The sequence below is a fragment of the Alteromonas sp. C1M14 genome (assembly GCF_018860965.1).
In the GTDB taxonomy this organism is placed as follows: Bacteria; Pseudomonadota; Gammaproteobacteria; order Enterobacterales; family Alteromonadaceae; genus Alteromonas.
This window is the reverse complement of the sequence record NZ_JAHKQF010000008.1, coordinates 542,715-560,924: the sequence shown is the minus strand read 5'-3', so window position 1 is coordinate 560,924 and position 18,210 is coordinate 542,715. Positions and strand designations below refer to the sequence as shown.

At 46.3% G+C, this 18,210-nt stretch carries 16 protein-coding genes; 2 read left to right on the top strand and 14 right to left on the bottom strand.

The features are described from left to right. Positions 1-19 precede the first annotated feature (19 nt). The 4 genes from KO501_RS07170 to KO501_RS07155 form a co-directional block, all read right to left on the bottom strand. A complete protein-coding gene (locus KO501_RS07170) occupies positions 20-1,630 on the bottom strand; it encodes a SulP family inorganic anion transporter (protein WP_216028951.1) in 1,611 nt (536 codons plus the stop codon). 2 nt (positions 1,631-1,632) lie between these two features. Continuing rightward, a complete protein-coding gene (locus KO501_RS07165; RefSeq protein WP_216028950.1) occupies positions 1,633-2,289 on the bottom strand; it encodes a carbonic anhydrase in 657 nt (218 codons plus the stop codon). Between the two features lie 212 nt (positions 2,290-2,501). Beyond that, positions 2,502-4,034, bottom strand: coding sequence for a SulP family inorganic anion transporter (locus KO501_RS07160; protein WP_216028949.1), 1,533 nt, complete (start codon positions 4,032-4,034; stop codon positions 2,502-2,504). Between the two features lie 13 nt (positions 4,035-4,047). Next, a complete protein-coding gene (locus tag KO501_RS07155) occupies positions 4,048-4,695 on the bottom strand; it encodes a carbonic anhydrase (protein WP_216028948.1) in 648 nt (215 codons plus the stop codon). Between the two features lie 154 nt (positions 4,696-4,849). On the opposite strand from KO501_RS07155, the gene KO501_RS07150 reads away from it, so the two are divergent. Next, on the top strand, positions 4,850-5,803 hold the full coding sequence (locus KO501_RS07150) for a hydrogen peroxide-inducible genes activator (RefSeq protein WP_216028947.1): 954 nt from the start codon (positions 4,850-4,852) through the stop codon (positions 5,801-5,803). A gap of 54 nt (positions 5,804-5,857) precedes the next feature. On the opposite strand, the gene metE is transcribed toward KO501_RS07150, so the two are convergent. Beyond that, positions 5,858-8,125: a 5-methyltetrahydropteroyltriglutamate--homocysteine S-methyltransferase gene (metE, locus tag KO501_RS07145; protein ID WP_216028946.1), complete on the bottom strand. Its 2,268-nt coding sequence runs from the start codon at positions 8,123-8,125 to the stop codon at positions 5,858-5,860. Between the two features lie 99 nt (positions 8,126-8,224). Here metE and KO501_RS07140 point away from each other — a divergent pair, with 99 nt between their 5' ends. Next, the gene (locus KO501_RS07140) at positions 8,225-9,121 is read left to right on the top strand and encodes a LysR family transcriptional regulator (RefSeq protein WP_216028945.1); all 897 of its coding nucleotides are present in this window, start codon (positions 8,225-8,227) and stop codon (positions 9,119-9,121) included. Positions 9,122-9,123: 2 nt separating this feature from the next. Here KO501_RS07140 and KO501_RS07135 read toward each other — a convergent pair whose 3' ends face one another. The 9 genes from KO501_RS07135 to KO501_RS07095 all read right to left on the bottom strand — a co-directional run bounded on the left by KO501_RS07135 (position 9,124) and on the right by KO501_RS07095 (position 18,203). Continuing rightward, complete coding sequence (locus KO501_RS07135; RefSeq protein ID WP_216028944.1) at positions 9,124-9,714, bottom strand: DUF938 domain-containing protein; 591 nt, start codon at positions 9,712-9,714, stop codon at positions 9,124-9,126. Continuing rightward, a complete protein-coding gene (gene metH / locus KO501_RS07130; RefSeq protein WP_216028943.1) occupies positions 9,707-12,331 on the bottom strand; it encodes a methionine synthase in 2,625 nt (874 codons plus the stop codon). Before metH ends, KO501_RS07135 begins: the two co-directional genes overlap by 8 nt. 9 nt (positions 12,332-12,340) lie before the next feature. Beyond that, a complete protein-coding gene (locus tag KO501_RS07125) occupies positions 12,341-13,396 on the bottom strand; it encodes a homocysteine S-methyltransferase family protein (protein ID WP_216028942.1) in 1,056 nt (351 codons plus the stop codon). 3 nt (positions 13,397-13,399) lie between these two features. Beyond that, complete coding sequence (metA, locus tag KO501_RS07120) at positions 13,400-14,338, bottom strand: homoserine O-succinyltransferase (RefSeq protein ID WP_216028941.1); 939 nt, start codon at positions 14,336-14,338, stop codon at positions 13,400-13,402. 94 nt (positions 14,339-14,432) lie between these two features. Next, positions 14,433-14,864 (bottom strand): DUF2802 domain-containing protein, encoded by a 432-nt coding sequence (locus KO501_RS07115; protein ID WP_216028940.1) that lies wholly within the window; start codon positions 14,862-14,864, stop codon positions 14,433-14,435. 121 nt (positions 14,865-14,985) lie between these two features. Then, positions 14,986-15,474, bottom strand: coding sequence for a chemotaxis protein CheW (locus KO501_RS07110; RefSeq protein ID WP_216028939.1), 489 nt, complete (start codon positions 15,472-15,474; stop codon positions 14,986-14,988). 17 nt (positions 15,475-15,491) lie between these two features. Further along, on the bottom strand, positions 15,492-16,259 hold the full coding sequence (locus KO501_RS07105; RefSeq protein ID WP_216028938.1) for a chemotaxis protein CheW: 768 nt from the start codon (positions 16,257-16,259) through the stop codon (positions 15,492-15,494). 5 nt (positions 16,260-16,264) lie between these two features. Next, a complete protein-coding gene (locus tag KO501_RS07100) occupies positions 16,265-17,032 on the bottom strand; it encodes a ParA family protein (protein WP_216028937.1) in 768 nt (255 codons plus the stop codon). 25 nt (positions 17,033-17,057) lie between these two features. Next, entirely contained in the window at positions 17,058-18,203 is a 1,146-nt protein-coding gene (locus KO501_RS07095) for a chemotaxis response regulator protein-glutamate methylesterase (RefSeq protein ID WP_216028936.1), read from the bottom strand. Positions 18,204-18,210: the final 7 nt, after the last annotated feature.

Genomic DNA, 18,210 nt, shown 5'->3' with positions numbered 1-18,210 from the left:
AAGGATGGTTACCTCAAGGCTACCTTGAGACTTTTCCCGACGAATTAATCAAATCAACAGCTCTCATCAGAGCTTGCTTACGTGTATCAAACACCCGAATGCCGCTTTGATGGGCATTGATGTTATCCAGCACCTTCTCCACATTTTCGTTAGCCCCACACATAAAGACTTCTCGTCCTGCTGTTTTGGCATCGGATGTGATGGTTTCTACCGCCATTGCAGCGGAGACATCCATGGACGGTACACGGGTAAAGTCCAATATTAACGCACTAGACCCCCCTTTTACTTTTTCCCGTACATGATGTCCTAAGTCAGCGGCAGCACCAAAGCTTAATGGTCCGCCAAAACTAAACACCTGAACTTTACCTTTGGTTTCCTTAAGAAGTGCATCTTCTTCGGGATCGCCTAAACTGTCAGGGATCTTCTTCACTTCTTCTAGTTGTAACTGAGCGATTTGGCGTACGTAAGCTAAAGCGGCCAAGACAACGCCCACACCCACAGCGGTGATCAAGTCTACAAACACCGTTAAACCAAGCACTAACACCATTAAGGCGAAATCCCATCGCGGCCCAGTATGAGCGCGTTTTAGATAACTCCAATCAATGATATCCAAACCCACTTTAACTAATATACCCGCTAATACCGCATGGGGTATTTGTGCCGCCAACGGGCTTAAACCTAACACGATGGCCAACAAGACCAGCGCGTGTATCATTCCCGACAGGCGCTCTTTACCACCGCTACGAATATTAACCACGGTGCGCATGGTCGCCCCAGCACCGGCAATGCCGCCAATAAGTCCGGCCACCGTGTTGCCGACCCCTTGACCAATTAATTCTCGGTTACTGTCATGACGGGTTCGCGTCATGTTATCGGCAACCAGCGAGGTCAACAGTGAATCGATGGCGCCCAGTATGGCAAGAATAAACGCCGCCTCTAACACCAACAAGAAGGAAGATTGATCAAATATTGGTAGTTGAATCTCCGGCAGACCCGACGGTATTTCACCGAGCACTGGTGTATCTAGCGACAAGCTAACCAATGTGCCGATGATCAGCGCTGCAAGCGCTCCTGGCACAAATTTGCCTAACTTTGCTGGCCATTTATAGGCAATTAATAAGGTGCCTAAACCGAGTCCTAAGGTCACAAAATCTATATCACTTAGCGCCGTGGGTAAATATTGTAGTGCCCCCATGGTTCCGCCGGATGTTTCATGCCCCATCAAACGGCCTAACTGAAGAATAATAATGATGGCACCAATACCGGTCATAAAACCGGAGATAACCGGATAAGGTACCAACCGGATATATTGGCCAACACCGGTCAAACCCATGACAATTTGTAATAAACCGGCCAGCATAACGGCGGTAAATATCATTCCCACATCGCCGGAAAGCGATGCAAATAAGCCCGCTATCACCACCACCATCGGCCCAGTTGGGCCAGAAATCTGTGATGGTGTTCCCCCTAACAGTGCAGCAAAAAAGCCCACTGCGATAGCGCCATATAATCCGGCCATAGGACCTAAACCGGAAGCGACCCCAAGAGCGAGTGCTAGGGGTAACGCGACGATACCAGCTGTAAGACCACCGGTAAGATCACCTCTTACGTTACTCAGTAGGCTTTTCATAATTATGCTTCCTTACCTGATTTCGAGAATGGCTTTTCGCCATAAACGTCTGCAAGCAATTTAAATTCGTTGCTTTGTTCACAGTGACAAAGTACATCACCAGATTCTATGTCATAGATCCAGCCGTGTAATTGCACCTGTCCAGTGGCAACTTTAGAGGCCACCGCTGGATGGGTGCGTAAATGTTGTAATTGCTGAAGAACGTTTTCCTTTGTCACCGCCCCTAGCTGGTTGATAGACAGTTCTCCCTCTTTTTCTTTTACTACTTCAGTGGCACACCGGCAGTGTCCAAGCCATTCTTTAACATGAGGCAGATCATCTAACTGGTCAGGTGCCAATGCACCTTTCATTGCCCCACAATCTGAATGCCCGCAAACAATGATATGACTGACGCCCAAAGCCGCTACGGCAAATTCAATAGACGCCGTCATTCCGCCTGTATAGGCAGAGTGAGGTGGGACGATATTGCCAGCATTACGACATATGAAAAGGTCACCCGGACCAGTTTGAGTCACGAGGTTGGGGTCGATTCTCGAATCGGCACAGGTGATGAAAAGGACCTCGGGGTTCTGGCCATTTGCCAGTTTTTGAAACGTTGCTTTATTCTTGGGGAAGACTTCTTTTTGAAATTTAGCAACACCTGAGATGACATGATCCATAAAATTACTCCACATTAACATTCTATTATCATTCTTATAGACGGAATTCTTATCTGATAGCGTTATAGAAAAACACTATATCTCGCGATAGATAATAGCTATCAGTAAAACTATAGCGAATTGTGGGGAATTTTACGAGTGAAAAACGACAAAAGGGGGAGCCGATGGCTCCCCCCTTTTTCTTACTGTTATCTTGTATGTAAAACGGCTATCTACAGCTGTTTCATCTCTACAACGATATTTTTTGTGCTTGCTTGGTCAAGGTAGTCTTTAACCATTTCTGTTACATCGTAGGCAACGGATTTACTTTTGGTGAAATCCAAGATGACTTTTGAGTTTTCAGGAATAGAATTGAGTTTTTTCAAAATACCCGGCTTGTTGAAGAAAGAGACTTCCTCAGCCATGACGATATGATGAATTTTCTTGCCTTCTTCTTCGTTCACGGTTTCGGTGAACTGATAGCAATTTCTGTAGCTATGTTTAAGGGTGAAGAACACACTCACACCCAAGCCGGCAATCACACCTGTTAGCAAGTCGGTAAATAGCATCACAGTGATGGTCGTCACAAAGGGAATAAATTGTTCCCAACCGGTTTGATACATGACTTTGAACATGGCCGGCTTAGCTAATTTATATCCAACAATGACCAAAATAGCGGCCAGAGACGCTAACGGGATCTGATTTAACAGCGATGCCATGGCAAACACGGCTACCAACAAAAACACCCCATGGAGTATCGCAGACAATTTGGTCTTACCACCAAATGCAATGTTCGCTGAACTACGAACAATAACCTGCGTGATAGGTAAACCACCCACTAGACCAGATAAAATATTACCAATACCTTGGGCTTTCAGCTCTCGGTTTGTTGGTGTGGTATTTTTTTCTGGATCTAATTTGTCAGTCGCTTCCACGCACAACAGCGTCTCAATACTGGCCACTGCAGCCATGACTAATGCAATGGTGATAACGTTAATATTGAACACCTCAGACAAGGCTGGAAACGCGATTTCAGCTTTAAATGCCTCGAAACTGTCCATTACAGGTAAAGAAACTAACTGATCGCCGGTTAAAGGATTACCCGACTGTGCAAGCATCATGGAAATAACGATGCCCATTAACACCACAACAATAGGACCTTGCAATAACTGAAAAGCTTTATGTTTGTGAGTGAGGTATTTATCCCAAATAATCAGTACCGCCAAGGAGAACGCAGAAATGCCCACCGCCGTCATTGATACCGAAGAAAAAGCATGCTGAATGGCGGTAAAAGTGTTTTCTCCGTTGACCTGCATAAAGGCTTCTTCACCGAGAAAATCTGCGTGCCAACCAAATAAATAAGGTAATTGTTTCAATACGATAAGCACACCGATACCGGCAAGCATACCGGTGATCACTGACGTGGGGAAAAAGTAAGCTATAAACCCCGCACGTAAATACCCTAAAAGAAGCTGAAACACACCCGCTAAAACCACGGCGCAAAGAAATATTTCCCAGCTTCCTAAGGTACCTATAGCATCAAAAACAATGACGGCTAAACCCGCGGCTGGCCCACTCACCCCAAGTCGTGAACCACTTGCCATGCCGACCACTATGCCACCAATAATGCCGGAAATAACACCGGAAAATAAAGGGGCGCCCGAAGCCAACGCAATGCCTAAACACAGCGGAAGAGCCACGAAGAACACCACAATACTGGCGGGTAAATCATTTTTTATTTCACTAAAACTAATGTCCAATTTCATAGTCGTTAATCCCCTATGCCCCGGCCATCAATTTTTGTTCTGCGTAAGCTTCTTCCATCTCGATAAACTCGCCTGTATGGCTATCATAGCAATGAATCATGCCAGTCTCGATGTCATAAACCCAGCCGTGAAGCGCAATGGAATTGGTCGCTAATTTAGCGGCAACAGCCGGATGCGTGCGCAAGTGCTGTAGCTGCTGTAACACGTTTTCTTTTGTTACTTCCCCTAGTTGCTCGCTGCCTAAATTACCGTGCTTTTCTTTCACCACTTCGGTGGCGCAGCGGCAATGGCCCAGCCATTCTCTTACATGGGGTAAGGAATCGAGCTTTTCAGGGTTAAGGGCCCCTTTCATCGCTCCGCAGTCTGTATGCCCACATACCACGATATGTGTCACGCCCAGTGCTGCCACAGCAAACTCAATAGAAGCGGTCATACCGCCGGTATGAGGGCTGTGTGGGGGCACGATATTGCCAGCATTACGACAGATAAATAATTCACCGGGATCTGTTTGTGTCACCATATTTGGATCGATTCTCGAATCCGCGCAGGTGATAAAAAGCACTTCAGGGTTCTGCCCCGTCGCTAGCTTTTTAAATGTTTCTTTTTTCTCGGGGTACACATCGCGTTGAAATTTCGCGACCCCGGAAATAACGTGGTCCATAGATCACTCCAAATGAAATATTGAAAACAATAAATAAAGAATTTAATAGATGCTTATAGGATTATCTGATAGCTTAATAGAAGTACAGAGCAAGTGGTGATAGCCACCTACTATCAATGGCTTGCTATCATCAGTTATGAAATGAGGCAACACTATGTTGTTAAACGGAAAAACGCCTTCTCTGAATCAAATAAAGTACTTTGTAACCGTTGCAAAACAATTAAACTTTCGCAGAGCTGCACAAATTTTAGGCATTAGCCAACCCACGCTAACAAGCCAGATCAGTGCTTTGGAAACCACATTAGGATTAACGCTTTTTGAACGCTCCCGCTCAGGCACCTTATTATCGGCACAAGGGCAGTCTTTATTAGATAGTGCAGAAAACGTACTAAAATCCTCTTTGCAATTTGCCGAAATGGCGCAAGCCTTGTCAGATGGGGATACCACCACGTATCGGCTAGGGATCCCGCCAACGTTAGGACCCTACCTGCTTCCACATATACTGCCTGACATTCATCGGCAACGTCCCGGTCTCAAATTTTACGTCCGTGAAGCGGCGCCAAAACAATTACTGCAAGGCCTGCTATCTGGGGAATTCGACATTACCCTTTCCCCCATGTCGAACAAAGATTCGCAAATTCAAGTACAACCGCTATTTTTAGAGCCTTTGAAATTTGTATTACCTGCGGATCACCCCATGTCAGGGCGAGCGTTTATCGAACCTGAAGAAATCCGCGGTCAGAAAATTCTAACATTGGAAGATCGCCATCACTTTCACTATCAAGTACAAGAAATTTGCTCACAGTTAGGCGCAAATATCGATCGTGATTACGAAGGCACCAGTTTAGATACCCTTCGCCAAATGGTAGTCATGGGTATGGGCATGGCATTTATGCCTGGCTTGTACGTACATTCTGAGCTGCATAATCCTGACGCTCTGCATGTGTGTGAATTAGCGGATATGCCTGTGGTCCGTCAACATATGTTGGCATGGAGAAATACTTCACCGGCTCGGGCCACCTTCAGAGAGTTAGCCAGTTTAATGCGAAATGTCATTGGCGATCGCCTCACCAATGCAGTCTCGGTAACGGATGTTACCCCGTTATAATATAAAAAAGCCCTGCCAGTCCTAGGCAGGGCTTTTAGCTGTTTACATTTTAAGCTAAGCAGTTTGAGTAAGTTTTTGCCGCCATAACTCTGTTGCGCTTACCATGTTTGAAAGCGCTGGAAGCACTTCTGACCATTGACGGGTTTTTAGACCACAGTCTGGATTTATCCATAGTTTTTCCACCGGTAAAATATCAACGAGGGTCTCAATGAGATTGCCGATGGTCTCGGTTGCTGGGCACGCTGGCGAATGAATATCATAAACCCCTGGCCCAATGGCATTGGGGTACGCGGTGCACTTAAACGCATCCAGCAAAGTAAGATGAGAGCGAGCGGTTTCTATAGTCACCACGTCGGCATCCATTCTCGCTATGGCATCAATAATATCGCTAAACTCGCTATAACACATATGGGTATGGATCTGGGTTTCGGCGGATACCGAAGAAGTGGCAAGTTTAAAGGCATTCACCGCCCACTGCAGATACGCCTCTTTGTGTTCCTGGCGCAATGGCAACCCTTCTCTTAAAGCGGCCTCGTCAACTTGCACAATCTTAATTCCTGCCGTTTCCAGATCAGCAATTTCATCACGCAAGGCATTGGCAAGTTGATACGCCACATCTGATTGGGGAATATCGTCTCTGACAAATGACCAATTAATAATGGTAACAGGCCCGGTTAACATGCCTTTTACCGGCTTGTCTGTGAGACTCTGTGCATAGGCCAACCATTCTACGGTCATAGGAACCGGCCGCGTAATATCGCCATGAATGATCGGTGGCTTAACACAGCGAGACCCATAGCTTTGTACCCAGCCAAAGCGGCTAACGGCAATTCCTTCAAGGAGCTCCCCAAAATACTCAACCATATCATTGCGTTCGGCTTCACCGTGTACTAATACGTCTAGTCCAAGATTAACTTGTTGTTTAATGCACAGTTTAATTTGCGCCTCGATAAACTCTTTATATTGAGCTTCATCTAGATCGCCGTGGCGGTATTGGGCACGAACTTTACGAATATCCTGAGTTTGAGGGAACGAGCCTATGGTGGTGGTTGGCAATAAAGGTAATTTAAGTTTGCTCTGTTGGGCAGCATACCTTTCGTCGAACGGTGTGCTGCGGTGCAGGCAGGGTTCATCATTGTCCAACAAGGGGTTGTATGCCAGCTTGGTACCAGCCTGTTCTGCAATTGCATCAGAAGCGGTTAACGCATCTTCTACTGCCGCTTCACCACGATTCAGTCCTTCTCTGAGTATTTCCAGTTCTTTAATTTTTTGTACTGCAAAAGACAATCGATTGGCTAAGCCGTCTGTAAGTTGGTCTTCGGAGGTAACATCCACAGGTACATGCAGTAATGAACACGTCGGTGCCAGCCAAAGCCTATTTTCAAGCTTTTGCTGCAGCGGTTGTAGCTGCCGCAAGACTTTGCGAAGATCCTGCTTCCATATATTTCTGCCATTGACCACCCCGACAGACAACACCTGATTGTCTTGAATGTGATTAGCCAAATGGGCAACTTCCTCCTCACCTTGAAGACCATCAACGTGCAGCCCTTCAACAGGAAGTTCTGTCACCAAAGATAAGTTTTCATTCAACTTACCAAAATAATTAGCCAGTAATACTTTTACCGGCGTATCGCTCAGCCGTTGATAGGCATAGCGGAAGGCCATACTCCATTCAGAAGAAATATTGGTGGATAAAATAGGCTCATCAAGCTGTACCCATTCGATACCTGCACCACCGAGGGATGTTAGTAGTAACACATATTGAGTAAGTAAATCCGGAAGCTTGTCGAGTAACGACGTTTCATCTGTACTACGGCTCAAATACAAATATGTTAGCGGCCCCACTAGCACAGGCTTAACCTCATACCCTTGACCCCGTGCCGTTTTAATACGTTGCAATAATTGTTTAGGGTGCAAAGAGAACTGGGTGTTCTTGTTAATTTCAGGGACAATATAATGATAGTTTGTATCGAACCATTTAGTCATTTCACCGGCTGCATTTTCACAGCATAGATCTTGCCCTGCTTTGCCCCGAGCAAATAAAAAATACTTGTCGAGATCGGATACCGCTTGTTCCGTAATACGCTGAGGCAGGTTGCCAAACAAAAAGCTGGTATCCAGCACATGGTCATAAAACGAAAAGTCGCCTACCGGAACATGATCTAATGTCGCCTGCTGCTGAAGGTTGGACAACCACAGTTCATTGGATTTTTCATTAAAGGTGGTTTCGTTAATATCACCTCGCCAAAGCGATTCAAGTAAATGCTTTAATTCACGCTTTGCGCCAATGCGAGGGAAACCTAAATTATGTATTTTAGCCATCTATCCGTCCATCTGTTAAGTTAGGTGGCCAATGTAACCTAGCAAAACAATGAATAATAATGGTATATTTTCATCAAACAATGAATGAATTTCATAATAATGCTTGAACGACATCACCTAAAAATTATTGCCGCTATTGATGAACATGGCACCTTGACCGAAGCGGCAGAAAAAATGCACCTAACCCAATCAGCCCTAAGTCACAGCATGCGTAAGCTAGAGCAGTCTTTAGGCACCCCTTTATGGCAAAAAGAGGGGCGACGGCTTCGTCTTACCCATGCCGGCACAACGGTATTGAATCTGGCTCAGCGGGTGTTACCGCAAATTGAACACACAGAAGAACAACTTTATGAAATTGCCGACGGTAAACAAGGGGCGTTGCGTATTGGCATGGAATGTCACCCTTGTTATCAGTGGTTACTTAGGGTCGTCAGGCCTTTTCTGCTCTCTTACCCTGGGGTTGATGTTGATGTAAGACAAAAATTCACCTTTGGCGGGCTACAAGCGCTACACGGCTATGACATTGATTTACTGCTTACCCCCGATCCCCTGCATTTACCCTCGGTGGTTTATCAAGCCGTGTTTGATTACGAACAAGTGCTGGTGATGAGCCATTCCCACCCTCTGGCGGGTAAAGCCTGGGTATCACCGGAAGATCTCCGCAGCGAGGTTTTGTTCACCTACCCCGTGGAACCTTCAAGGTTAGATATATTTTCTCACTTTCTTACCCCAGCAGGATGTGGTGTAAAGCGTCATAAGTGCATTGAAACGACCGAGATATTATTGCAGATGGTAAGTGCAGGAAGAGGAGTCGGTGCCCTACCGCGCTGGCTTGTAGAAGAACAAGACACAGAGCTTGCTCTCACCACCGCCCGGCTTGGCAAAGAGGGCTTGGCCAAGTCTCTGCATTTAGGTTACAGAAAAACTGACGCCAATGCCCCCTTCGTGAGGGCCTTCATCGATATGGCATTAAAACTGGGGCACACTGGCCCATAAAGCTATTTTTTTCGCCATTCAAGGAGTAGATTATTCGCGGGCATTCGATGAATTTCAATGAGAGACAGATTCGGAGCCCACGACTTAAGTTCGTCAATGTCCCGATAACCGCCATAACCATTAGTGACCAAGTACTCATGGAAATCCGCATTTCCTTGACTGTTAAATTCACCGTTTTCTATAAACGGACCATACTGACAAAAGCATCCGTCCGCAGGCAAATCATCTGACAGTGCTTTCATCATCTGGGCAATTTCTGCTTGCTGCATAATGTGGGCAGTATTTGCAGAAAACACACTGTCAAAACGGGCAAAAGGTAAGCTGGACTCACCGACCTTAAGGGCGATAGGTGGGAGCACGTTATCCGTTGGAAAAGCTGCTAACCGTTGGCGCAGCCCGTCATGGTAATCCAACTGATCACTGGTTTGCCACACAAGGTGAGGCAGATTCGATGCAAAATGCACCGCATGCTGCCCTGTGCCACTTCCGACCTCAAGTACGTTGTTACTTGCAGCAAAAGTTTGCTTCAAGATCGCTAAGATAGGGTCTTTGTTATTCTCGCAAGACTGGGAGTAAGGTAATTCATTAGTCATCTAAGTTAGGCGCCAACCATTTTTCTGCTTCTTCTAACGACCAACCTTTACGCTTCGCATAATCTTCTAGCTGGTCCCGTTGTATCTTTGCGACGGCAAAATACTTCGCTTGGGGGTGAGAGAAATACCAACCGGAGACCGCAGCCCCCGGCCACATGGCATAACTTTCAGTCAGTTTCATACTGGTGTGAGCCTCGGCATCGAGCAAATCCCAGATTAACTGTTTTTCGGTATGTTCCGGACAAGCGGCATAACCCGGTGCTGGCCGTATCCCTTGATATTTTTCGCGAATAAGCGCGTCATTGTCAAAGTTTTCATCAGGGGCGAAACCCCAATAAACTTTTCTAACCTGTTCGTGAAGATATTCAGCAAAGGCTTCAGCTAAACGGTCTGCCACTGCTTTAACCATAATGGCGTTATAGTCATCGCCCTTGTCCTTGTAGGATTGAGCCAGCTCGTCTTCGCCAATTCCTGCAGTAACGGCAAAAGCCCCAATATAGTCGTCAATACCACTGCCTTTCTCAGCAATAAAATCAGCCAAACAATAGTTAGCAAACTTTTCTTTTAAGGTTTGTTGACGCAAATGATGAGACACCCCCGCTAGTTCAGTCCGGCTTTCATCAAGATAAATTTCGATGTCATCCCCTTCCCTATTTGCAGGGAATAGCCCCATCACGCCTTTGGCTTCTAGCCCGCCGTGCTCGATAATATCGTCAAGCATGGCATTGGCATCGGCAAACAATTCTTTGGCTTGTTCTCCCACCACGTCGTCATTCAAAATACGGGGGTATTTACCGGCTAACGACCAAGTAAGGAAAAACGGTGTCCAATCTATGTATTTTCTTAACACGCCTAGATCCACTGACACGGGTGTCACTCCCAACTTCTTGGGTTTAACTGGCACAGCGGTGAAATCTGGGGTAAATCCATTGGCTCGTGCGTCCTGTAGGGTAACCGGACGACTTCGAGGTTGCTTGCGTGCGTGCTGCAACCTCACCTTTTCGTATTCTTCTGTTAGCTCTTTGCTGTACTTTTCACGGCCTTCTTTACTGATGAGCTTTTGACACACCCCCACAGCACGACTGGCATTAGGTACATAGGCCACAGGGGCATGATAATTCTTCTCAATTTTTACTGCGGTGTGGGCTTTAGAAGTGGTCGCACCGCCAATCAATAGGGGTAAATCCAAGCCTAAACGTTCCATCTCTTTGGCCACATGCACCATTTCATCTAATGACGGTGTAATAAGACCAGAAAGGCCTATCATGTCTACGTTTTCATCTTTGGCTACTTGTAAAATAGTGGCACATGGCACCATCACGCCTAAATCAATGACTTCAAAATTGTTACACTGCAACACCACGCCAACGATATTTTTACCAATATCATGCACGTCGCCTTTCACCGTTGCCATGAGAATTTTGCCGTTGCTGCTCGATCCCCCTGACTTTTCCGCTTCAATATAAGGTTGTAGATGACTAACGGCTTTTTTCATTACCCGGGCTGACTTAACCACCTGGGGTAGAAACATTTTACCTTCACCAAATAAATCACCGACCACGTTCATGCCATCCATTAAAGGACCTTCAATAACATGAAGCGGACGTTCGGCTTCTAATCTAGCTTCTTCGGTATCCTCGATGATGTAATCGGTGATCCCTTTAACCAGCGCATGTTCTAATCGTTTGGTGACCGGTTGCTCACGCCAGCTTAGATCTTCCACTGCTGCCGCTTTGCCGTCTCCCTGATACTTAGGCGCCAACTCTAACAGGCGATCCGTCGCTTCATCATGACGATTTAAAATAACATCTTCTACGGCAACTTTGAGTTCTTCAGGAATTTCGTCATACACCTCTAATTGACCGGCGTTGACGATCCCCATATCCATACCGGCACGAATGGCATAGTAAAGAAATACCGAGTGCATGGCTTCCCGAACCCGGTTATTACCGCGGAAAGAAAAAGAGATATTGGATAAGCCGCCACTAATATGGGCATGGGGGCAGGTTTGACGAATCACTTTGGTGGCTTCTATGAAGTCCACGGCATAATTATTGTGCTCATCGATACCTGTGGCCACGGCAAAAATATTCGGGTCAAAAATGATATCTTCAGGTGGAAAGCCCACTTTCTCAGTTAAGGCTTTATAACTACGCTGACAAATTTCAATTTTACGTTCTTTGGTATCAGCCTGGCCTTTTTCATCAAACGCCATGACCACCGTCGCGGCACCGTAGCGCTTTATCAACTTAGCGTGATGAAGAAACTGTTCTTCGCCTTCCTTTAAGCTAATTGAGTTCACGATGGCCTTGCCCTGAACACACTTTAGACCCGCTTCTATGACTTCCCATTTTGAAGAGTCGATCATAATAGGCACACGACTAATATCGGGCTCTGATGCAATCAGATTCAAAAAGGTGCGCATGGCTTCCACCGAATCCAACATGGCCTCATCCATGTTGATATCGATAACCTGAGCCCCGTTTTCCACCTGTTGGCGGGCAACATCGAGGGCTTTTTCATATTCAGCATTTAATATTAAACGCTTAAACATGGCAGAACCGGTAACGTTAGTACGTTCACCGATATTGATAAATGAAGAAATTCCTGTGGTCACGATAACCCCCTAATGAACGAACGGTTCCAGGCCTGAAAGGCGCATTTTTACTTCTCTTTCCCGGATCGAACGGGGTTTTAGCCCTGCTACCGACTCAGCGATGGTTCGGATATGCTCAGGTGTACTGCCGCAACAACCGCCTACAATATTGACAAGGCCAGACTCAGCCCATTCTTTTATATGTGTAGACATCTCTATAGCGTCCATATCGTACTCACCAAATTCATTGGGAAGCCCAGCATTAGGATGGGCTGAGACAAGACATTCGGCCACTTGACTGACCTCATCCACATACTGACGTAGCAAATCTGGCCCTAATGCACAATTTAAGCCTACCGACGTGGGCTCTGCATGGCGCATAGAATAATAAAAGGCTTCAGCCGTTTGTCCTGATAAGGTTCGGCCTGACGCATCGGTAATGGTACCGGATATCATCACCGGCACTTTCGCCCCCATATTATCGAACACGGTCTCTACCGCGAAGATTGCCGCCTTGGCATTTAACGTATCAAATATGGTTTCGATAAGAATAAGGTCCGCACCACCGGCCAATAGCGCTTCAGTAGACTCCATATAAGCTTCGACTAATTCATCAAATGTGACATTGCGCTTCGCCGGATCATTCACGTCTGGTGAAATGGAGGCTGTGCGGTTTGTTGGCCCTAGCACACCAGCCACAAAACGCGGTTTATCCGGTGTTTTTGCCGTGAATTCATCACACGCCTTTCTGGCCAAGCGTGCGGCGGCTAGGTTAATCTCTTTAGACTGGCTCTCCATGTCATAATCTGCCATGGCAATGGTGGTGGCGTTGAACGTATTGGTCTCAATAATATCGGCACCGGCAGCGAGGTAATCACAGTGAATTTTATAAATAATATCCGGTTGGCTGAGCACCAAAAGGTCATTATTTCCTTTTACATCACAATGCCAGTCGGCAAACTGCTCACCACGGTAGTCTGCTTCTTCCAGTTTATGATTCTGGATTTCTGTGCCCATGGCGCCATCTAGAATAAGAATGCGCTGCGCTGCGATATCCAGTAGAGTTTGTTGAGTACTTGATGTCACGTGTTACCTCTTGGGCTGTGGTTTTTCCGACAGCTGACTTAAATCGTACGGCGTGGTCTGATAAACATAGTAGTTCAACCAATTATTGAACAGCAGACTACCATGAGAACGCCAACGCACTAAAGGGGGTTTTGAGGGATCATCATCGGTAAAATAGTTTACCGGTACAATGGCATCTTGCCCGCCGCTCAAATCCCGTTTGTATTCATCTTGAAGGGTCTCTGGGTCATACTCCGGATGCCCAGTGACAAACACCATGCGCTTATCTTCTGAAGCCACGGTGTACGCACCAGCTTGAGGTGATTCGGTTATCACATGCAAACCATCGATGCTGTTATAAACCTCACTATCAATATAACCATAGCGTGAATGAGGCGCATAAAATTCTGGATCAAACCCCCGTAACAAATCATTGTACGGATCAAGCACCTTATGCTTATACACGCCGGATAATTTACGGGCCCGCAACTCTCGTTGCACACCGTAAAAATGAAACATGGCGGCGTGGGCAGCCCAACACAAATAGAGTGTTGAGTTCACGTTTCGCTGGGCCCACTCTAATATTTCTACCATTTTATCCCAGTATTTAACTTGATCATACGACAAATGCGCTAACGGTGCGCCAGTGACGATAAGACCGTCATACTTTTTCTCCGCAATGGCAGAAAAGTCATGATAAAAAGCATCCATATGTGCTTGTGGGGTGTGTTTAGGCGCAAGTTTGTCTACTCTTATTAGGTTGACATTTATTTGCAAAGGCGTGTTGGATAACAATCGGAGAAGCTGCACTTCAGTTTCGATTTTATTCGGCATCAGATTTAAGATGCCTACTTCCATAGGTCGAATATCCTGAGTCGCCGCACGATTGCTATCCATGGTGAAAATATTTTCACCCGATAAAACATGCTGTGCAGGTAGTTGTTCAGGGATACAGATCGGCATAACGGCTCCAACAATAAATGTAGATACTATTATTGTGGCCGATTATAGACGGATGTCAACATCTTTACGTCTGGACGTCTAAACGTCCTGTGTTTTATGGGTTTTTAATTTGGTGGGTACCATGCATGCTGAAAAGCAGTTCGGCCTCAGCCCTAGGAAGATCACACGCCTGCATCACTTCTTCAATATCAGCGCCAGATTTCACTAATTCTGCAGCTCTTGTATACAAACGCATGGAAGGATCTTGGGTTTTGACCTCCCGAAGCTGGTTTTCGAGTTGGTTGAACTGTTCGCTGAGATCTTGCATATGCTTTCCTTGCACCATAGAACGGGCTTGCATTTCTGCTATCTGATTTTCTAACGTCCGCACTTGTTCGGCAAGTAAAATGGCTTCATCACCATGATGCTGTAAATGAAAATGCAGGGCCTTGATGCGGTTTTGAAAATACCAATAGAGCCACAATACGGCAATAACCGCTAGCAACCCGGTAGCGATGGCAAGGAGAGAGAAAGCAGATACATCCATTTTAGTGACTTAACTCCTGGAAAAACAAAGAAAGGGGCAATGCCACGTTGCCTGTTATTAACATCGATAGGGTGATTGATACCACATCCTCTCCCCTATCGATAATTAACAAAACGAGCATTTATAAGCTACTTAGTTCATCCCATTCATCATCACTGAGCAACTTGTTTAAGTCTACCAGAATAAGTAATTCACCGTCGCGATTGCTAACGCCTTGAATAAATTTGGCGCTTTCTTCAGTGCCCACATTCGGCGCACTGTCTATTTCCGATGACTTCAAGTAAACCACTTCGGCAACGCTATCGACTAAAATACCCACCACTTGTTCATCAGATTCGATGATAACGATGCGGGTATTATCCGTCACATCGGCGGGCATCAAACCAAAACGGGCACGGGTATCGATGACGGTAACCACATTACCACGCAGATTAATAATACCAAGCACATAATCCGGTGCACCTGGAACGGGGGCAATCTCTGTATAGCGCAAGACTTCTTGCACTTGCATGACGTTAATACCGTAGGTCTCTTCACCGAGTCGGTACGTTACCCATTGCAGCACCTGATCGTTGTCCGGTGTGTTGTTTGTTGTGCTTTTCTCACTCATGAACCTGGCTCCCACAGCTAAGGTGTTTGCTCATTACTACCTAAGCCATTGTTTAGCATTGTAATTAACTGATATACGTCTACTAACGCACACATTCTTTCTTTTACCATACCCGCTAACCAAGGACGTTTGCCACCTGACTCGCGCCATTTCACTTCATCCTTGGTCAAGGTAACAGTGTTGATTAGTTTGTCACTGGCTAAGCCCCACAAACTGTCACCAAGCATAATAAGATACTGATAGTTTAGCGTTTCTGCGAGGTTTTGATCGTATTTTTCTGGCATAACCCACATCGCAGTATCAACAACGCTTATTTTTTGCTCTCGATATAGCATCACACCCTTAAACCAGGCTGGTTTACCAACCAAGGTGCCTATTTTATCGATTCGATGAATACCCCCTAAGGTGATAAGTGGCACCGCTAAGGTTAACCCCGCTACTTCAAAGAACAACGCTTGGAAATGTTCATCTAATTGCTCCTTTATCGACACAATACCGGCTGATGGGGCCGCTGTGGAGCTTGGTGCAACGATAGATTGCTCTTGTTCATCAAGAATGGGCAAGGTCGTTTCAGCGTCTAACGTTTGCGCTGTAAGCACAGAGGCCGTTTCTGGCACTTCAAGGGCTTCTTCTTCTATCACCGATTCGGTAACCTGAGCCGCTGCCTGCTCTAGCAATCGTGCGGTGTTGGCCGTAACTTCTGCCGGATCATCCGGCCCATGAAGTAGGCTATCCAGATACGACTGCATCACGTCTTCTCGGGCAAAGGGCGTACTTTTTTTCATACTATTTAGTATCCCTCTAATTGTTGCAGCAGTTTACCGTAGGCGATGACCCCTCTTGCCTTAGGGAACACAACCGAAGCCGGTGACTGGGCTTGACTTGCATCTCTAAAACGCGTATCGACTGGGATCAGCCCTTTCCATACTTTATTGCCATAATCAGTCATCAGCTTGTGATGAGACAAAATAGCGGCTTTGGTTCTACGATCAAACATAGTCGGTACAATCACAGTATCAAAGGTTTTTCGTAACGAGCGCCCCATGATGTCCAATGTATGGATCATGCGATCTAGGCCCTTCAAAGCGAGAAACTCAGTTTGAACCGGCACAATGACTTTTTCACAGGCGGCCAAAGCATTGACCATCAGCACACCAAGTACCGGTGGGCAATCCACCAATACATAATCGAACTCATCGGCAATGGTGGCTAAAGCCTTCTTTAAGATCAACCCCATCCCATTTTGCATACCCATTTGCCGATCCAGCGTAGCTAGTGCCATTGAAGCAGGCAGGACAAATAAGCTATCTAATTTTGTGGGGCATAAACAATCGAGTACATTGTCAGCGGTGATAATACCGTCATGCATAAATATATCGTACACCGAGGCATTGAGTTCCTCTGCGTCAGTACCGAAATAGTAGCTTAAGGATGCATGGGGATCGGTATCAATAAGTAAAACACGTTTGCCCTGTTGAGCGAGGATCCCCCCTAACGTCACCGTGGTGGTGGTTTTTCCTACTCCGCCTTTTTGATTTGCAACCGTCCAAATTTTCAACACCAGGCTCCAGCAACCTAAATAGTCAGTTGACCATTTCGCTCAAAATACACGACGCCATATGCTCAACATCCATGCTTTTATCGGTAATGTTCGCTTTGGCCACTGCCTGCGGCATGCCATAAACCACACAAGAAGCTTGATCTTGAGCCCAAATTTTTGCGCCATGATTATATAATTGCTGGCATCCGTCTCGGCCATCAGCGCCCATTCCGGTTAAAATCACACCCAGTACATCACCTTGAAAAACCCCGGCTAGACTAGCAAAGGTAATATCGACACTGGGTTTATAGGTTGCCACTTCGTCTTCTAAAGCATCTCGAATAACAATCTTGGGAGCTTGAGTGCCCTCGACAACCATTTGCTTGCCACCCGGAGCCAAGTAGGCACAACCGGGCTTTAACAGGTCGCCATGGGCCGCCTCTTTGACGGTAATAGCACAATTGTTATGTAATCTTTGCGCAAACGCATGGGTGAACGTGCCTGGCATATGTTGTACCAGCAAGATGGGATAAGGAAAGGTAGCAGGCAAGCCAGACAACAGTTTTTGTAATGCAACGGGCCCACCAGTGGATGCGCCTATGGCTAAACACTTGTAGTGTTTGCCTGAGGCTCTTACTGAGGTAACGCTTGGCGCTATGGCCCCATCACTGCGGCCACTGAGCAACCCAGAACTGCGAAAAAAAGTGCTTTTAGGAGCATTATCAGGCAAGGTTTTGCTGCTTCTTGTCATCGGTGGCGTGCGTGCGAGGGCCGGCCGGCGAAAACCGACACCACGACGGGCCAGCAAACGGACTTTTGTTCTTAGCAAACCCACCGCGTCTTTACGTTCGCGAGAGATTTCTTCAAACTTTTTCGGTAGAAAGTCTAGTGCTCCGGCTTCAAGGGCATCAAGGGTAGCCTGTGCGCCGGCATGGGTGATGGATGAAAACATCAAAATAGGCACAGGACGCTTTTGCATAATAGCCTTAACTGCTGAAATGCCATCCATAACTGGCATTTCCACATCCATGGTCACCACATCCGGTGATAGAGACATCAGCTTTGCCAATGCTTCCTCGCCATTTTTTGCTTCACCGACAACGGTAAGATCTCGGTCCTCATCAAGGATTTCACGCAGGCGACGCCGATAAAACGTAGAGTCGTCCACTATAAGGACTTTAAAAGCCATCTAATTA

What these genes read in the sequence shown, in the direction of transcription:
- KO501_RS07140 (WP_216028945.1), top strand. Translation starts at nt 8,225, where the DNA reads ATGCTTGAACGACATCACCTAAAAATTATTGCCGCTATTGATGAACAT.
- KO501_RS07110 (WP_216028939.1), bottom strand. Translation starts at nt 15,474, where the DNA reads ATGAGTGAGAAAAGCACAACAAACAACACACCGGACAACGATCAGGTG.
- KO501_RS07155 (WP_216028948.1), bottom strand. Translation starts at nt 4,695, where the DNA reads ATGGACCACGTTATTTCCGGGGTCGCGAAATTTCAACGCGATGTGTAC.
- metE (WP_216028946.1), bottom strand. Translation starts at nt 8,125, where the DNA reads ATGGCTAAAATACATAATTTAGGTTTCCCTCGCATTGGCGCAAAGCGT.
- KO501_RS07115 (WP_216028940.1), bottom strand. Translation starts at nt 14,864, where the DNA reads ATGGATGTATCTGCTTTCTCTCTCCTTGCCATCGCTACCGGGTTGCTA.
- KO501_RS07105 (WP_216028938.1), bottom strand. Translation starts at nt 16,259, where the DNA reads ATGAAAAAAAGTACGCCCTTTGCCCGAGAAGACGTGATGCAGTCGTAT.
- KO501_RS07095 (WP_216028936.1), bottom strand. Translation starts at nt 18,203, where the DNA reads ATGGCTTTTAAAGTCCTTATAGTGGACGACTCTACGTTTTATCGGCGT.
- metA (WP_216028941.1), bottom strand. Translation starts at nt 14,338, where the DNA reads ATGCCGATCTGTATCCCTGAACAACTACCTGCACAGCATGTTTTATCG.
- KO501_RS07160 (WP_216028949.1), bottom strand. Translation starts at nt 4,034, where the DNA reads ATGAAATTGGACATTAGTTTTAGTGAAATAAAAAATGATTTACCCGCC.
- KO501_RS07135 (WP_216028944.1), bottom strand. Translation starts at nt 9,714, where the DNA reads ATGACTAATGAATTACCTTACTCCCAGTCTTGCGAGAATAACAAAGAC.
- KO501_RS07165 (WP_216028950.1), bottom strand. Translation starts at nt 2,289, where the DNA reads ATGGATCATGTCATCTCAGGTGTTGCTAAATTTCAAAAAGAAGTCTTC.
- KO501_RS07170 (WP_216028951.1), bottom strand. Translation starts at nt 1,630, where the DNA reads ATGAAAAGCCTACTGAGTAACGTAAGAGGTGATCTTACCGGTGGTCTT.
- KO501_RS07150 (WP_216028947.1), top strand. Translation starts at nt 4,850, where the DNA reads ATGTTGTTAAACGGAAAAACGCCTTCTCTGAATCAAATAAAGTACTTT.